10 protein-coding genes are annotated in these 18,106 nt (G+C 63.7%); 8 read left to right on the forward strand and 2 right to left on the reverse strand.

Annotated features, from left to right (window positions below; all coding sequences use genetic code 11):
• Positions 1-217 precede the first annotated feature (217 nt).
• Together CEW88_RS02920 and CEW88_RS02925 are read right to left on the reverse strand one after the other, a co-directional pair.
• The gene (locus tag CEW88_RS02920; RefSeq protein WP_108964602.1) at positions 218-1,696 is read right to left on the reverse strand and encodes an O-antigen ligase family protein; all 1,479 of its coding nucleotides are present in this window, start codon (positions 1,694-1,696) and stop codon (positions 218-220) included.
• Between the two features lie 199 nt (positions 1,697-1,895).
• Positions 1,896-3,341: a lipopolysaccharide biosynthesis protein gene (locus tag CEW88_RS02925; protein WP_159099535.1), complete on the reverse strand. Its 1,446-nt coding sequence runs from the start codon at positions 3,339-3,341 to the stop codon at positions 1,896-1,898.
• A 322-nt stretch (positions 3,342-3,663) separates the two neighbouring features.
• On the opposite strand from CEW88_RS02925, the gene CEW88_RS02930 reads away from it, so the two are divergent.
• The 8 genes from CEW88_RS02930 (at position 3,664) to CEW88_RS02965 (ending at position 18,066) form a co-directional block, all read left to right on the forward strand.
• Complete coding sequence (locus CEW88_RS02930) at positions 3,664-4,830, forward strand: hypothetical protein (RefSeq protein ID WP_159099536.1); 1,167 nt, start codon at positions 3,664-3,666, stop codon at positions 4,828-4,830.
• A 62-nt stretch (positions 4,831-4,892) separates the two neighbouring features.
• Positions 4,893-6,137 carry a glycosyltransferase gene (locus CEW88_RS02935; RefSeq protein WP_108964605.1) on the forward strand — a complete coding sequence of 415 codons (1,245 nt, stop codon included), beginning with the start codon at positions 4,893-4,895 and terminating at the stop codon, positions 6,135-6,137.
• Between the two features lie 240 nt (positions 6,138-6,377).
• Entirely contained in the window at positions 6,378-6,659 is a 282-nt protein-coding gene (locus CEW88_RS02940; RefSeq protein WP_159099537.1) for a hypothetical protein, read from the forward strand.
• A 142-nt stretch (positions 6,660-6,801) separates the two neighbouring features.
• Positions 6,802-7,794, forward strand: coding sequence for a sulfotransferase family protein (locus tag CEW88_RS02945; RefSeq protein ID WP_159099538.1), 993 nt, complete (start codon positions 6,802-6,804; stop codon positions 7,792-7,794).
• 59 nt (positions 7,795-7,853) lie between these two features.
• Entirely contained in the window at positions 7,854-8,843 is a 990-nt protein-coding gene (locus CEW88_RS02950) for a UDP-glucuronic acid decarboxylase family protein (protein WP_203595009.1), read from the forward strand.
• A gap of 101 nt (positions 8,844-8,944) precedes the next feature.
• Positions 8,945-10,147 (forward strand): pectate lyase family protein, encoded by a 1,203-nt coding sequence (locus CEW88_RS02955; protein ID WP_108964608.1) that lies wholly within the window; start codon positions 8,945-8,947, stop codon positions 10,145-10,147.
• A gap of 678 nt (positions 10,148-10,825) precedes the next feature.
• Positions 10,826-11,767, forward strand: coding sequence for a sugar transferase (locus CEW88_RS02960; protein ID WP_159099539.1), 942 nt, complete (start codon positions 10,826-10,828; stop codon positions 11,765-11,767).
• Positions 11,768-11,907: 140 nt separating this feature from the next.
• A complete protein-coding gene (locus CEW88_RS02965) occupies positions 11,908-18,066 on the forward strand; it encodes a malectin domain-containing carbohydrate-binding protein (protein ID WP_108964610.1) in 6,159 nt (2,052 codons plus the stop codon).
• The last annotated feature ends 40 nt before the right edge of the window (positions 18,067-18,106 follow it).

The following is an 18,106-nucleotide window of genomic DNA, read 5'->3' on the forward strand; positions in this document are numbered from 1 at the left end:
TCCTGATATGAAAAAGACTTGGCGCTTGCCCCGGTGGGGTCTTGCGGCTTGATCGGACCCGCGGGGGCCGCGCGCGAAACCGTCGCCGTTTACTGCGCGCCGCTGGCGTGGCTCAGCGGGCACCGCGCAATGGCCACGGCTGAACATTCCCTTGGCTTCCTGGACCGGCGGGGGTGATGGCGGCCGCGTCCGTGCTCGCCGGGCGCCGCAGAATCGGTCAGCGGGTCCGGACGCGAGAGGGCTCGACCAAGCGGCGGGTCCTGAACTGGAGTGATGGGTGATCGGCGTAGATGCAGCGGATGATCATCAGCGACTCGGCGGCGAGCGAGACCACATACCAGAGGAATCGCGGGATTCCGTCCTGAAGAAAGGTCATTGCCGCCAGATAGCCGACGAAGGCGGCGCAGAAGGCGACCAGCCGCCTTGCCATCAGCTCGTCCCCGACGCTGCGCGCGAGCGCGGCGCCTCGGAAGAAACTGACAGCGCCGAAGGCGGCGAAGCCGAGAAAGACCATCAGCCCGATCAGTCCCTGCTCGGTGAGGAACTCGAGGTAAAGACTGTGAGTCGCCCGGGCCTCGCCGCGGAAGATCAGCCCGTCCTCAAGCGCGTTGTTCTGATAGTGGACCTTGAAGTTGCCTACGCCGACTCCGAGCCAAGGATGCTCGTTGAAGAGGTTGTAAGCCACCGTCCAGCTCGCAAGGCGGCCTTCGGTGCTGGTGTCCTGCGCCGCCCCCGCGGCGGCGGTGTCGAATATGCTGGTGAATCGGTCGATGAAGCGGTCGCCGGCGAAAACACCGGCCAAGACCACCACCAGCCCGCCGATCGCCGCAGCGGCGACGAACTGCTTGCGGGTGAAGCTGGTGCTCAGAACCACCAGTCCGAGGGCAAGCCCGATCAACGCGCCGCGGGACTGCGTGGCGAGCAGCCCGGCGATCAGGATGCCGCAGGCCAGGGTCCAGAGCAACATCTCGGTGGGGCCGCGCGCGTTGAGCAGGTGGAACAGTCCCAGCGGCAGGACGAAGACCACGATCGCACCGAAGAAGTTGGGGTCGAACAGCATCCCCGAGAACCGGCCGGACCCATAGGTGAACCGCGAGAAGCCGAAAAAGCCGGAGGGCGAATAGTCGACCAGCAGCTGGTAAAGGCCAAGCCCGCAGATCAATACGATGGGCAGCACTGCGGACAGCGCCACGGTCTCGAAGCCGCGCTTGTTGTTCATGAAGGCAAGGGCCAGGATCGCCACTGCGGCTTCCTTGAGGAAGTCGATCGAGAGCGCGATGCTCAGCTCCCAGCGCAGGGCGTAGGTCGCGCTCAGCATCTTCATGGCAAAGATTATCGATAGGAAGATGATCGCGATGCGCGGGATATAGGGCTGCTCGCGGTAGACCGCGTAGCGCGCGGCCAGCAGCACGAAGAGACCGGGTGCGGTGATCTTCGCGAGCGAAGGGGCCCCGAAGGACTCGATGAGATTGTCGGACATGTTGGTCATGATCAGGACCAGAAGACCCGCCAGCGCGATCATCGGAAAGCGGATGCCGACGGCAAAGATCAGCAGAGCGAAGGGGAAAGCGATCAGCAGGGTGTCACGGCCGAGGAGTACGAAGCTGGCCGCCATGGCAAAGAGACCGCAGGCCAGGATTATCGCCGAACCGCGCCAGTCAAAGCCCTTGCGTGGGGAGAGGGTGGCGTCGCTCATTCCGGCCTCCGCGCGCGGGTCCGGCCTTTGGAGGGGGCTGGTGTGGCTGCGCCGCGCCGCGCGCGGGCGTTTCCGAGAATCTCTCGCATGGCATGGTGAAGGGGCACCCAGCCGGCATGGTCGCGCCGGCCCTGCCCGGGGCGGGAGCTGGCAAAACTCGAAGGGGCCTGGACTGCGGCCCCGGGCTGTCTCGGCGGTGTCATGCGCGCCTCCGCTTCAGGATGAAGCGATGCCCGGCCGCGAAGGCTCCCGGCAGCATCAGCCGGAGCGCGACGAGATAGACCGCCGCGAAGGCCGCGGCTCCGGCCATCAGGCGCAGCAGCTCGGAGCCGGTGTGCATCTGAAGCGCCAGAAACGCGGCCAGCGAGGCGCTGGCGGCGCAGACCAGCGCGGGGCGCAGCGCGGCGAATATCTTGGCAATCGTCACGTTCATCACCCGCTTGGTGGCCAAGTAGATCGGGATGAAGCGGATGAAGGCCATCGCGAGCTGCGCCGCGGCGACCGCGGTGATGCCGAAAGGGATCGCTCCGGCCAGCAGCAGGATGAAGATTGGCAGGTTGAACAGCGCGGCGCGGAACATGAGGTCGGTGCGGCTCACCGCTTTGAGCAGCTCGCCGGGCACCATGTTCAGCGTGCTGACGGCGAGGGCGGCCGCGATGAACTGCATCGGCGCGACCATGCCGTACCATTTCTCGTTGTAGAGCACATGCACGGTGGGCTCGGCGAGCACAGCGATCGCCGCGCCGATGCCGAACATCAGCAGCGCGCAGTAGCGCAGCGCCTGGTAGTAGTATTTCGCCAGATCCTCGGGGTGGGTCTGCATTTTCGACATCACGGGGTGGAGCACCGTGCCCGCGACAGAGGTGAAGCTCTTGATCGCCAGCTCGGGGATTCGATAGGCGATGGCGTAGATCCCCAGCGCCGCCGGCCCTAGGAACTTGCCGACAAGTAGGTTGTCGAGCAGCCGCGGCGTGGCGTTGATGGTCTCGGCGCCGATCAGGTAGGAGCCGAAGCTCATCACGTAACGCACGGTTGGCCAGTCTGGGAGGGCGCTGGGCTTCCAGGGTCGGATCCAGAAGAGCAGCAGCGTCGAGACCAACGCTCCGGCGACGTAGCCGATCACCAGTGACCACACCCCGTATCCCAGAATCGCGAGGGCGATCGAGATCAGCCCCTTTGCCAGGCCCTGCGCCACGTCGGGCACCAGCTTTTTGCGCAGGTTGAGCTCGCGGAACAGCAGGCTGTAGTGCACCGAGCCGAGCGCGCGGATCACCAGCACCAGGCAGACGGTGCCCAGAAGTGGCTCCAGTTCGGGCGATTCGAAGAGCCCGGCGATTGCGCCCGAGCCCCACCAGAGCAACAGCGCCATGAGGGTCGAGGTGAAGATCGCGCAGAAGAAGACCGCGTTGGCGGTCTCCTCTTGCCGATCCTTGACCGAGATCAGCGCCGCGCCGAGGCCGAACTTCGAGATGATCTCGAAATAGCCCATGATCGCGAGGCAGATCGCCATCAGGCCGAATTCGACCGGATCGACGTAGCGGGCAATGATGATGACCGCGACGAAGTTCAGAAGCTTGGTGGAGATGAAAGAGAGGTAGGCCCAGAACAGGTTCTTGGAGGTGGCCTTGCCGGGAGAGAATGCCATGCAGCAAATCCTCGAAAACATGAGGAGAAAAATGAAAAATCCGACCTGAAAAATGCGGTGGCCGGGCGTGAGAATCGAGATCAGTCTAAGGGCATCCCCGCGCAGGGCAAAGCTTTAAACCGCCTTGGACGGACCGCTGCCCAAGATTGCCGCGTTCGGACCCAAAGGGCGCTCACTTGCGCGTGAACTCTGCCGCAAGCCGTTCGAAATATTGCCGCAGGGCGGCGCGAGTGCTACAGTCATTCCCCGGAAGACTACATTTTTGATCTATTTCTATTTCTTTTTTACCGACGCCGCATGGTGTCCATGGATTGGTTTGACCGTGAAACGCATCATTCTTGCTATTGTCGTGTTCGGCGCAACTCTCACCCCCATGCTTTTCGCCATCAAGGAGTCGACCCCCACGTTCGAGGCGCGGTCGCTGGTGTCCTTCGCTCTCGGGCGCGAATATGTCTACGTGCCAGACCCCAGCCTCACGGATATCCGTGCGCCCAACGCCGGGGACTTCCAGGGCTTCGTGAACGCCGAGATGCTGCTTCTCGACAACCCCAAGCTGGTGCGAAAGGCGATCGAGAAGGTGGGTCTGAATCGTGTGTACCCCAACATGCCCGACACCGCGGAGGGACTCGTCGAGGCGACGATTTGGCTTGATGAAAGCACGATGATCGAGCTGATCACCGGATCCTACGTGGTGAAGGTGTCGGTCTTTCACAGCAATCCGGTGATCGCGGCGGAACTGGTGAACGCGCTGGTCGAGGCCTTCCTCGATCACCGCCGGGTCATGTACACAGAGCGCGAGCTTTCCACGATCACGGCGCGGTTGGACAAGGCGCAGCAGGAAGCCGAAGAGATTGACGCGGCGCTGATCGCTCTGCTCGGCGCACCCGATGCGACCGGTCTGCAGATCGAATACGAGAACGCGGTGCGCGACGAGGTCGCGCTCAATGCCGAGTTGCGCGAGGCGCGGCTGAACATGATCTCGCTGCAACAGCGCAAGGCATCTTTGGAAAACCGGCTGGGCTTCGAGGCGGATGCGCTGGAAGCGGAGACGGAGATCGAGGAGGCGCAGAGCCGGATCAGCTATCTCGAGCAGGAGTTCCAGAACACCCAATCTCATATTTCGGGCCTGTCAGAGGTGATGCCGAAGGCGCGGCTCCTGCAGGCACGTCAGGAAGCGCAGACCGAAAGGATCGCCGAGCTTGACCTGCGGTTGCGCGATGCGCGGGCGGTGGAGGTCTCGGGCTTTGATAACGTGCGGGTCATCGAAGAGGGCACGCCGCCGATCAACCCGGTCAGCCTGTCGCCAAAGGCGCAGTTCGCCATCGCGATCATCGTTGCGGGGATCGCTGCCTTCGCAGCCTACATGATCGCCTTCCTGCTGGCCTCGCGGCCCAAGAAGACCCGAGAGGAAGATCTGCATGCGCCCGGGGTGACAGTGATGAAGCAATCTCCGCGCGGCGACGACCGTCCGGCGCATCTGGCGCGCTGAGCAAGACGCGCGCGACCGGGTCCGGCCGCGCGTTGCCTCCCTTATGCAAGGCGGACTTTCCCATGAAGGCTGCGAAGATTGATCTGCAAGGCCATGCGCTTGCCGTGGACGATCCGGCGCCGTTGCGCCTCGGCTACATGATCGACACCCTGTTAACTGGCGGCGCCGAGCGGCTTGTGCTTACCTTTGCCGAAGCGGTGCGCGGGCGGGCGGACATGAGCCTCACGGTGTTCGTGCTGAGCGATCTCGAGACGCCGTTCCTCCAGCGGCTGAGGGACACGGGCACCAGGGTGGTGTTGCTGCCGGGGCGCAATCTCGTGGACCTCGGGCGCTTCCGGCGGCTGGTCACGGCGCTGCGGGCCCACCGGATCGAATATCTGCACGCGCATCTCGCCTCATCGAGCACGCTCGGGGCCTATGCCGCGCGTCTGCTGGGGATCCCCTTCATCACCACGATCCACAATGTGAAACCCTCGGTGCGAAGAATTCGCCCCGGCCGTCGCCTGTTGCAGGGCATCGCCATGCGCCTGCCCGGAGTCAACAAGATCGCTGTCGGCGAGGCCGTCGCCGTGGCCGCGGCGGGCGATATCGGGCCGGCTGGCTGCCGGGTGGTGCCGAATGCGGTCTCCGAAAACGTGGTGGCCCCCTTTGGCGCGCGCGCGCGGCTTCGCCGCGAGCTTGGCCTCGGCGACGAGCAAGTCGCGCTTGTCTGCGTCGGCGCCATCATCGGCCAGAAGGCGCATGAGGTGCTTCTGGATGCCTTCGCCGCGATTCGCGCGCGGGCACCGCAGGCGGTTCTGCTGCTTGTCGGCGACGCCCGCGACGCCCCGCGCTTCGAAGCCCTTCTCGCGCAAGCGGGACAACTCGGCCTTGGCGACGAGCTGCGCTTCCTGGGCATGCGCAGCGACATCCCCGAAGTGCTGGCGGCCAGCGACATTTTCGTCAGCGCGTCGCATTGGGAAGGGGCGCCGGTCTCCCTGCTCGAGGCCATGGCCAACGGGCTGCCGCCAGTGGTGACCGATGTGGGCGAGAACGCGCTGGTTCTGGAGGGGACCGGCGCCATTCTCGTGCGGCCACGCGATCCGGAGGCACTGGCGCGGGGCGTTCTCGAGATGATCGAGACGAAGGGCCTGGCGGAGCGCACCGCCCATGCGGTCCGCGAGCGGGCGCTCGGGCGTTACGGCGTGGCCACCTGGGTTGAGCGGCTCTTGGCGATCTACGCCGAGACCGGTCGCCGCAGCGACTGGCACAGGGCGCGGCCGGATGTTCCCGCGCCCCGCCTGCAACCTCGGCGGGTGCCGCGGTGACGGGCAGAACGGTCACTCTTCGGTGTGGCTCGCGGCGCGCAGGTCTTAATTCCTTGACGCGTCTTCCGGCGGTTGCGTATCGTCGGGGTATAGTAACGCGCAACGGGTCCGCCGCTGGTTTTGGTCCGGGTCCATATTTTTGGAATTTGTCCCAAATGTTTAGGGGGACCAAGTGTCGGTCATCATTGCCAACCCGGCTGAAACACCTTCGGATCTTCTCCGATTGGTCAGGATTGGAAGATGCCACTCAACACTCTAGAAAGGAGGCTACGTGTCACGCGCGGTCGCGGTTCTGCCGACCCGTCGCAAACATCGCCCATGGACAAGCAGGCTGAACGGCCGCCGCGGCGAGACCGCCAGTATGTCCGGCAGGCGATACTCATTATTTCTTGTGCGCTAACCGCAATTTTTTACGCTTGGCTTATTTCATTCATCGTTGGTTTCAGCCTTGGGGCGGTTGCCTGGATCGGGATTGCATTTTTGGGCGCTCTTGCCGGGTTCTTTCTGTCGATCATCCTCTGATCGTCTGACCCGGGCGCTCCGAACGGCCCCGCAAATCGGCCAATTTATGGCCTCGATCCGTGCGATCATCCCGAAATTCACTCTGGCGCCGCTGCGGCGCCGTGGCCCGAGGCGACCGGCGACGCAGTAGGAGACGCTGCCTGTGTCGACGCATTCCCTTCCGTCTGATCCCCAACCAGTATCTCGGGCGGACCTCTTTCCGCCCGCCGCCTACCTGATCGGCGCGCCGAAATGCGGCACGACGGCGCTGGGACACTATCTTGCGGGGCACCCGGGGGTGGGCTTCAGCAACCCCAAGGAGCCGCACTACTTTTCGCGCGACCTGCGCGGGCTGTGCCTGTGCGATGACTTTGAAGCCTATCGCGCGACCTTCGCGCCGGGTCCGCAGGCCGAGGTGCTGATGGAAGGATCGGTCTGGTATCTCTATTCGGACAGCGCGATCACCGAGATCCTCAAGGCGCGGCCCGATGCGAAATTCATCGTCATGTTGCGCAATCCGGTGAAGATGCTGGCCTCGCTGCATCGGCAGCTGATCCATGCGCTCGACGAGAACGAAGAGGACTTCCGCACGGCCTGGGACCTCTCGGATGCGCGCGCGGCGGGCAAGAATATCCCCCGCAGTTGTCGCGCCCCGTCGACGCTGCTCTACAAGCGCACCGCCGCTTTCGGAGAAATGCTCTCGCGGCTCTACGCCCGGGTGCCGCGCGATCGGGTCTTGGTGCTGTTCCAAGAGGACATGCGGGCGGACACGCCCGGCATCTACCGCCGGACTCTGGCGTTCCTCGGTCTCGAGGACGACGGGCGGCGGGACTTCCCCTCGATCAACGAGGCCAAGCGAGCGCGCTCGAAGCTGGTGCGCTACGTGGTGACGCGGGCCGGTCCCGCGCGCCAGCTCGTGTCACGACCGATCAAGCGCGCCTTCGGGCTCGAGTCGCTGGGACTGCTGAAAAAACTGGATGCGCTCAATACCGCCAAGCTCGCCAAGGTGCCGGTCCCCGCCGACCTCGCCGAGGAGATCGCGGCAACCTACGCCGAGGACATGCTGCTGCTCCAGCTGCTTGTCGGACGTGACCTCGCCGATCTGGGCTGGCCGATGCCGGACCCGGCGCGGCCCAAATCCGCCGCGGTGGGATGATCCCCTCGGCAACATGTTTTTTGTGACTGATTTGATTCATTTTTTGAAAAGGAAGCACCATGTTGAAGCGCAATTACGACAGTCGAAAGCGCATCCTCGTCACTGGAGGGGCGGGTTTTCTGGGCTCGCATCTGTGCGACCGGCTGCTGGAACGCGGGGCAGAGGTCCTGTGCGTCGACAACCTGTTCACCGGCACGAAACGCAATATCGAGCATCTGCTCGGCAATCCGCGTTTCGAGTTCCTGCGCCATGACGTGACCATCCCTCTCTATGTCGAGGTGGACGAGATCTATAATCTCGCCTGTCCGGCCTCGCCGATCCACTACCAGCACGACCCGGTGCAGACGACCAAGACCTCGGTGCACGGCGCGATCAATATGCTGGGGCTGGCGCGGCGGCTGAAATGCCCGATCCTGCAGGCTTCGACCTCTGAAGTTTACGGTGACGCGCTGGTCAGCCCGCAGGCCGAGGGCTACTGGGGCAATGTGAACCCGATCGGCGTGCGCTCCTGCTACGACGAGGGCAAGCGCTGCGCCGAGACGCTGTTCTTCGACTACAACCGCCAGCACGGTCTGCCGATCAAGGTGGTACGCATCTTCAACACCTACGGTCCGCGCATGCACCCGCAGGATGGCCGCGTGGTGTCGAACTTCATCCGGCAGGCGCTCTACGACGAGGACATTACCATCTACGGCGATGGCAGCCAGACCCGGTCGTTCTGCTACATGGATGAGTTGATCGAGGGCATGATGCGCATGATGGCCACCGACGAAGGCTTCACCGGCCCGGTGAATCTTGGCAACCCGCAGGAATGCACCGTGAAGCAGCTTGCGGAGATGATCGTGGCGCAAACCGGCTCGAAGTCGAAGCTGGTGTCGCGGGAACTGCCCAGCGACGATCCGGTGCAGCGCCGCCCCGACATCACCCTCGCGCGCAAGCATCTCGGCTGGAGCCCTTCGATCGAGCTTTCCGAGGGCATCGCCAAGACCATCGCCTATTTCGAGGACCTGCTCGGCAAGAAGTCCCGCCAGATGCAGACGACCTCCTGAGCAGAAGGCGCGCGCCGCGGGCGGCGCGTGCTCCGACCGACCCTAGTGAGCCCGGTCGCTCCGGCGTCCGGGTGTGACGTTGTTATTCATGGGAGCAGGTGATGACCCTTTTTGTGTCTCCTCGGCGCCGTATGGTGCTGGCATGTTTCATTCTCTCGACCGCTTTGGCGGGATTTTCGCTGCCCGTCGACCTCGTCTGGGCGGATACCGCCTCCTCGGCGGATGACCCAGAGCAGGTTGGTTTCGGCGCCCTGACCCGTGGCGGCGGCGATGGCCGCACCATCCACGTGACCACGCTGGCCGACGACGGGCCGGGCAGTCTCCGCTGGGCCGCCGAACAGGAGCAGGGGCCGCGCATCATCCACTTCGATGTCGGGGGGACCATAGATCTGTCGCAGCAGATCCAGATCGGACCGGACGTCACGCTTGATGGTCGCAGCGCGCCGGAGGGGATCACCCTCACCGGCGGACGGCTGCGGGTGGTAGGCAGCAACGTGATCGTGCGCGGGATGCACCTGCGCCCGGGCGACGGTCCGGGCGATGCGCCCGACAACCGCGACGGGCTGTCGATCGGGGACGGATCCAAGCCGATCCGCAACGTGCTGATCGAGGGCAATTCGATCAGTTGGGCGGTCGACGAGAACCTCGCGGTCTGGGGCAACGTGGCCGATGTCACCATCTCCAACAACATCATCGCCGAGGCGCTCGACCAGTCGATCCATCCCAAGGGGCGGCACAGCATGGGGCTTCTTATCGGCGGCGGCTCGGCCAAGCGCATCACCGTGATCGGCAATCTTCTTGCGCATAACCGGCATCGCAACCCCAACATCAAGGATGACAGCCGGCAGATCGAATTCATCAACAACCTGGTGTATAACTGGGGCCCGAGCGGCTTTCAGGGCACCGGTTCGACGGTCAATATCATCGGCAATGTCTACATCCCCGGACCGAACAGCGTCGAGCGGCCGCCACTTCACCTGCAGGACGCGGGGCGTCCCGGCCCGAACTTCTACGTGTCGGACACCGATGGCGAGATCCGCGCCGATGCGGAGGTCGCGCTCTCGAAAGCCCCGGCGTTCGCAGGCAGCGGAGCGCCGGTGATCCCCTCGGCGCAGGTCGAGGACGCCGTGCTCGCCAACGCGGGCGCGCGCCACCCTCAGGTTGATGCCACTGATCTTCGGCTCCTCGAAGAGGTGAGGGGGCGCACCGGGTACATCATCGATTCGCCCCGGCAGGTGATCCAGGGCCGCCTGCCGAGAAAGGCGGGAGGAAATGCGGGCGAGGCGGGACAAAGTTCGAACTAAGCCCTCGCCATTAAAGGCGAAACCTGGGAAAAAATGGGGCTGGAAAGCGAGGCGCCTGATTTGGTGCGAGAAGCTATTGTTGCGATGTGCTGCACAGTGTCCGTGCAACCTTTGCGTGACAAGCCCACGAAGTCCCTAGTTGTTCCGCGTTTGCGGTCTAGGTCCCAAAAAACAGCTTTGCACCGCTGGCCCATAAAGTTAGTATTTTCGACAGAATGATGCGCTTTAATTAACATACAAAACGATCTGTCCCCGTATTGGTCAGGGGACATTTGAGGCAGTTTCTGGCCGAAGTCCGAGCATCACGAAGGTTTTCATGATCGCCGCGCGTCTATGCGGCACCGTTTGCATTTTGCTTTTTGGCTAGGGTTTTTCCCAGGCTCCTTGAGTTTTCCGAGGATATTTCCGATGAATTTTTCAACGCAAAAAGAACTAGAAAAACCGCATACATACAGAACTTTAGACGACTCCTCCCCCCGCTTCACCGATTTCCAATCCTCCCACTACCGCACGGAGCTCTCCTCCCAATCCGCGCGCGACACTGGCTATGCGAGCGGCGCGGTCGCCGGAGCCGAGGCGTGGCCCTCGGGCGGCCGGCGCGCCATTTGGCCGCGGTTCTCGGTCGGCTTCCAGCCGCGCTCGCGGTTTGTTTACCGGGCTTACAATTTCGCCATCGCTATGACGCTCTTTCTGATGGTCCTGCCGCTGTTCCTGGTGATCACCGCGCTTCTCGCCCTCACCCAAGGTGCACCGATTTTCTACCGCGGCCCGCGTATCGGCGAGAACGGCGAGCTCTTCGACGTTTTCAAGTTCCGCAGCCTCGACAGCAACAAGGCGGCGATGATCACCAAGGACAAGGTGCTGCCCAAGGGGTCGGGCATCGAAACCCCGATGGGACTGTTCCTGCGTGAAACCCGTCTCGACGAGATTCCGCAGCTTCTGAACGTGATCAAGGGCGACATGAACATGTGCGGCCCGCGACCCGTGCGCCCGGAGATCGCGGCACAATACGCCGCCACGATCCCCGACTACGAACGCCGGTTCCGGGTCAAGCCCGGGATGATAGGCCCGGCCCAGGCTTTCATGAGCCACGGGACCTCCAAGGCGATCCGCTCGCGGCTGAACAACAAGCTGTGCCGCACCGAGGTGTCTTATTTCGGCGAGATCTCCCTCGTGTTCATCGTCGGGGCCTGCGTGGTTGCGCGGACAGTGTCCCGGATCGGCACCACGGTCTTCGGTCGCCGGTCAGAACGTATCGAGGCCGCGCGTGCGCGGGTCTACGACATGCGCTTCGTTTCTGATGACGGCCAGTCGCGGGCGGTGTTCTGGGTCGACGAGGACCAGCTTATCCTCGACCAGGGGAACGCGCTGAACGTGCCGCTCTTGGGTCGGCTGACCATGCTCCTTCCGGACGGTCAGACCCGCAATGCGGCGGTGGAACTGAGCACGGTCCAGGCGACGGCGCCGAACGGCCGGGTGCAGGTCAGTTACAAGCCGAAAAGCGAATACGCCGAACACATCCTAAGCCGCTACCTGTTCCAGGCAGTTGTCGTGCCACACCGTTCCGAGTTCCTTTCCGCAAAGCTGCGACGCGCGCTCACCCGCTCGACCGCGGCATGATGCCGGACGGGGCTTAGCCCCTCCGGCAATTGCGAGTTCCTCTGCCACGGCGCAGGCCAAAAAAACCGTAATTAATTAAAAACAAAAAATAAAAACTGATTTCATAGTTGATTTTACCCCTCTCGTCAGAGGACTCTATTATGCCCGATACCATTACATTCGGTGTCACTGATCTTTCCGGGGAACAGAGCACCAACCCGACGGCGCTGGATTTCAGCGAAACGGGAAATCCGGTGCTTTTTGTCGCCCAGCAAAATGGCACCATCTATCGCTACGAAATTGAACGGCAGCCGGATGGGGCGGATGCCGACACGAGCCCCGACTTCGTCGTGACCTCGTCGACGGCGATTGGCGTCATTCCGGCCGAAACCCAGAACTTCAACGATGACGGGACCCTGAACTCCAAGACGTTCCGCCAGATGACCGGCCTCGTCGCGACCACCGACGCGGAGGGCAACGACGTGCTCTACGTCACCTCCTCCGACTGGCGCATCTCGGTGGGTGAAGACAGCGGGCTTGACACCAACTCGAGCCAGATTCATCGGCTCGTGCTGGATCCTGACACCGGCGAGGTGCTTTCCAATGTCGCCATCGTGCGCGGCCTGCCGCGTTCGGAAGAGAACCATTCGATCAATGGGCTCGACCTGTCGGTGGACCCCGACACCGGCGATACCTTCCTGTGGGTCGCGATAGGCGGCAATACCAACAAGGGCGCGCCTGGCAATAACTTTGCTGGGACGGTGGATTTCGCCTACTCGGCCTCGGTCATCAAGATCAACCTGACCGACCTGGAGTCCTATGACATTCGCACGGACGCCAGCGGGAACCTTTTCATTCTGGACATGCCGACGCTCGACGATCCGTCGCGTCCGAACGTCGATCTCACCACGCTGGACATCGAGAACCTGAATCTCGATCCCAACTTCACGCTCGACAACAACGGCAGCAGCGGCGGTGTTCTGCGGCCCGATTGGGCGGGAGGGAACAATGGCCTCAACATGGCCAAGATCACCGACTACGTGCTGGTCAGCGAGGATGGGCAGCTCAAGCTGGTCGACAACCCGCTGACCATCCATTCGCCGGGATTCCGCAATCCCTTTGACGTGCTGGTGACCGAGGACGGCCAGGTCTACACCTTTGACAACGGTCCCAACGGTGGCTGGGGTGGCCAAGCAGTCTCGTACTCCGATGGCGCGATCATTGACGACTGGACCTCGGAATTCGCCACCAACCATTTCAGCGAAGACGGCAGCAAGGGCTACGGCGACCAGCTGCATTATCTTGGCGAGATCACCGACGAATACGGCCCCTACGGCGGCCATGCCAACCCGATCCGCGCCGCGGCCGAAGCGCTGTCGCTGGCCTTCAAGAGCGACGGGACCTATGCCGGGGCGACCTCCGGATCGCCGATCATGGCCTATGGTGCGGTGCTCTTTGCCAATGAGGCGCAGGCGCGCGATTTCCTGTCCGAGCTGCTGATCATCTACGCGCAGGATTCCGCGGGAAGCTGGGTCGATACGACGTCGCTCACCGGTCTGCCGGATGATTTCTTCGACGTGGTCTCGGGCTACGACTGGGAGCATCCCGGAAGTTCGATCGCCAACGTGCTGGATTTCTTCGACGGCACCTCGGTGATGGATGGCACGGCGCATTCGCCCGAAGCCCAGCTGCTAGATTACACCCAAGACGGATCGCTGCTCACGCTGCCGGAATCCACCAACGGGCTCGAGGAGTACACCGCGAGCTTCTTCGGCGGGGCGCTGCAGAACACCGTCGTCGCAGCCAGCTTCGACGGCACGCTCTATTTCGTCAAGGTCGAGGACACCGACGGTGACGGCCGCACGGATTCCGCCTCGGTGGTCTACGAGCTGGGCAACTTCGGCTCGCAGCCGCTGGCCGTGACGGCGCTGGGGGACGACGGGCTCGGGGTCTTCATCGACAATGACGGGGATGGGCTGGACGATTTCGCCGGGCTCATCGTCAGCGGTGTCTACGGCAAGGACAATATCGCCATCTTCATCCCCGGCGGCGAGCCGCTCGATCCGAGCGACGATCTCGACCTCGACGGGGTGGATAACATCCTCGACAGCCATGTCGGCGACCCGACCGATGGCACCGGCGTCAACGTGGGGCCGAATTCGACGGCCAAGTGGGACTTCGAGCTGAACAACCCCGCCTCGACTCCGCCCGGCGCCGTGCCAAGCGGCGACAGCATCGCGGGCGGGATAGGCGTCAACGCGGTGTGGCGCAACAACGTGCTTCCGGCAACCGACAATGCCGGCGATCCGACGCAGGGTCTCTATAATGGCGGCGTGTTCAATCTTGGTGGCGCCTCGAGCTTTGTCAGCATCGACGAGGCCTATGCGGGCACCGCCGTCGGCGCGGCGAACACTCAGCAGGACGTGCTTGGCATCGGCTTCATGTCCTCGGGGGCGCAGCAGCTCGCGATCACCAGCGAGATGGTCAACATCTTCACCTATTCGCTCAACAAGGACGCGCCGGCCAAGACCTGGGACGGCGGCGAGAAAGTCGGCCTGATGGTCGGGCCGGGCGATCAGGACACCTTCGTCGAGGCCACGATCGCCGTGGTCGATGACGGCGGCACGATCAAATACGGCGTGCAGCTGATCGTCGAGGAGAACAACAGCTTCGTCAGCAGCTTCGTCGAGGTGCCGGGGATCGAGGATCCGGACATCCTCGGTGTGGGCGATCCGAACTTCGAGGTGGCGATCGACCTCGACATGACCTCCGGGGCCGAGACCGCCACTGCGCGGGCGCGCTACGTGAACAATGGCGTCTACACGGACTGGGTGCCGACCGCGACGCTGGCGCTTCCGGCGGCCGTCGTCGAGGCGGTGAAGGGTGAGTATGACAACCTCGGCTCGGTCACCGGCGCAGTGGTCGGCATGGTTGCCTCGACCACCGCCGGGGACGACAGCTTTGCCGCCTCGTGGGACTGGATCGAGGTCACCAACACGTCGGAGGGCGAGATCGTGCACCGATGGGTCGGCGGCAATACCGACGTGGCGGCCAGCGATGGCGGCATGGACTGGAGCAGCTCGACCTCGGTGCTGGTGGCCGGCACCACGTCGGTGTCGACGTTCAACCTCGCAACGCTTGACAGCTCGGTGCCCTCGAGCACCCCGCTCGGGGTATTCGCGCAGGAACGCTGGGCGCAGCCCACCGGCCAGGGCATGCAGTATGAGTTCGCCGTGAATCCGGGCAGCTACGCGATCCGCCTCTACATGGGCAACGGCTACAACGGCACCGACCAGGTCGGTGAGCGGATCTTCGACGTGTCTATCGAGGGCTCACTCTTCTTGAACGACTTCGACCTCGTGGCGGCTTTCGGCAGCGGCGTCGGCGGTATGGTGCAATGGACCGGCCAGATCATTGATGGGATCGCCGACATCGACTTCGCGTCGGTGCTGGAGAATCCGCTGATCAACGCCATCGAGATCATCGCCATCGACGACGTCGCGCCGGGGCCGTCGATCTCGGTCGGCGACGCGATTGCCGGCGAGGCCGACGGCTCGGTCACCGTCGCGCTCTCGGCGAGCAACTACGTGCCTTCCGAGAGCACCGTGCTCGTGCAGTTCGAGGTGCGTCCGCTCACCGCGACGGCGGGCAGCGACTACACCGTGGCCAATGCGACGCTGAACGCCGCGACCGGCGTCTACAGCGGCAGCCGGCAGATCGCGGGCGGCGCGGCGGATACCAGCGTGCTGATCAATATTCTGAACGACACGCTGGTCGAGGGGGCCGAGAGGTTCGAGGTGGTGATCACCGGGGTCAGCGGAGCCAATGCAACCATCGGGGAGGACACCGGCTTGGTAACGATTCTTGACAACGACAGCGGCACGCCCGGGTCAGGGGGTGGCGCGGTCACACTGGCGATCACCCCGACGGCCGACAACGTACAGAAGTCGAACTACGACTCCGGCTCCTTCGTGCTCAGCAATACCGGCACCAAGGTGGTCACCAAGGTCGAGATCGACGTCTCGGGGGCGGTGCTGAAGGACGCGGTCTTCGATCCTTTCGGCCTCGCCGGGGACACCGTCGCCAAGGCGCTGACCATCAACAGCGGAGGCAACACCGGCGTGGTCGCGCCGAACAACAATGCCAGCGATCCGAACAATGCGACCTACGTCGGCGCTGGCGGCACTGCTGGCTACGAAGGCATCGTTTTGACCTTCAACCAGGCGACTGCGGGTGGCTTCCAGTCCGGCGAGACGGTGACCTTCTCGGTCGACATGGATCCCAACTCAATCGCCGGCGCAAAGAAGTCGACGCTCGATGCGGGCACGTCTCCCAATTGGGACGTGGGCGGGGTCTCGGGGGCCGAGCTGATCGGCTCGAGCTTCACCGTGACCTATGCCGACGGCACCACCAGCACGGGATACTTGCAGGGCACAGACACGCAAGCGGGCGCCAAGGGGCTTTCGTCGCAGTCTGCGGCCGGCACCGAGGCCAGCATCGTGGTCAACGGGCTTATCGAGGGTGGCGTCGGGACCTACAGCGACAGCGACTTCAGCATGATGGTCAGCGGCCCGGCCGGGGCGACCATGCGGGTCGTGCTGATGAAGGGCATGATCCAGCCCACCACCAACGCCTTCTCGACCGGCACCAGCACGGAGCAGGCTTATGCGCCGCAGCTCGATGCGCAGCTGGCAGCGCTGGCGGCATCGGACTTCCCGGCCAATAACGCCGTGGAATTCCAGACCGTTGACGTTACCCTGACAGGCGGCGTGCAGGACATCTCGTCGATGTTCGACCTCTCGGGGGTGGCGGCCTATGACTTCACCGGCGAGAACCAGCTCCCGCTCGGCATCGTCGCGGCGGTGATCGACCCGAGCAACGGCAACCTGCCTGTGGGCCCGACCACGTCGCCGATCTACCTGACCTACGACGCCGACAGCTCGAGCGGCGGCGGCAATGGCGGCGGCGGCAATGGAGGCGGCGGCACGCCCATCGGCGATCCGTTCATCGTCGAGGCCGAGGACATGACTCTCGTGCAGGGCTTCGCGGTCTTCGGCAACCCGCACGCCTCGGGCGACCAGCTGATCCAGGCCACCGACCCGGGCACGCAGATCGCCAATTACACCGTGGCCACGGCCGGGACCTTCGACATCAAGATCGGCTATTTCGACGAATCCGATGGTCAATCGGTGCTGAACGTGCTGGTCAACGGCACGGTGATCGACAGCTTTACCTGGGATCTCGATGCGGCCGAGACGACGGTTACCCCGTCCTCCTTTGCCGAGCACATCATCTCGGGCGTAGAGTTGAAGGTGGGCGACACCCTGCAGCTGTCGGGCGTGTCCGACGGCGGCGAGCCGCTGCGCATCGACTTTGCCGAGTTCACGCCTGCCGAGGGTAGTTCCGGCGGCGGTGGCACTGGCGGCACCGGGGGTGGCGGCACGGGCGGAGGCTCTAGCTCGGGCGAGACCTTCCGCGTCGAGGCCGAGAGCCTCAGCCTCGTGCAAGGTTTCGCGGTCTTCGGCAACCCGCATGCTTCGGGCGATCAGCTCATCCAGGCCACGGATCCGGGCACGCAGATTGCCAGCTACAGCGTGACACAGGCCGGCAGCTTCGATCTCACCCTCGGGTATTTTGATGAATCCGACGGGCAGTCGGTGCTGAACGTGGTGCTCAATGGCTCGGTGATCGACAGTTTCACCTGGGATCTCGATGCGGACGGGACGACGGTCACACCGGGCGCCCTTGCCGAACACACCATTTCGGGACTCGATCTGGTGGCCGGCGATATCCTGGAGCTGTCGGGCGTCTCCAACGGCGGTGAGCCACTGCGCATAGACTACCTCGACTTCACTCCGCTCGACGGCGGCTCGGGCGGCGGCAGTGCGCCTGCCAACCCGGGCGAGTTGGTGCGCCTCGAGGCCGAGACTTTCTCGCTAGACCAAGGTTTCATCATCAGCAGCAATGGCCATGCATCCGGGGATCAATTGATCAGGGCGGGCAACGCGGGCGTGCAGAGCGCAAGCTTCGTCTTTGCGGATGCGGCCGGAACCTATAACCTTACCTTGGGTCACTTCGACGAGTCCGATGGTCAGTCGCAACTCGACATAGAGGTGAACGGCGTGGTGGTGGACAGCTTCGTCTGGAACCTCGATGCGGGCGATGCGATCGTGAACGGCACATCCTTTGCCGAGCACAGCACCTTCGGGGTCGAACTCGCGGCGGGCGACGTGGTCAGTCTCACCGGTATTTCGGACGGCGGCGAGCCGCTCAGAATTGATTATCTGGACTACATTTACGTGGATGGGATCATTGGGTGAGATGAAGGATTTTTCAATGGTTGGTCCCGCACGGTCGCGG

It is taken from the genome of Alloyangia pacifica (assembly GCF_003111685.1).
Lineage (GTDB): Bacteria > Pseudomonadota > Alphaproteobacteria > Rhodobacterales > Rhodobacteraceae > Salipiger > Salipiger pacificus_A.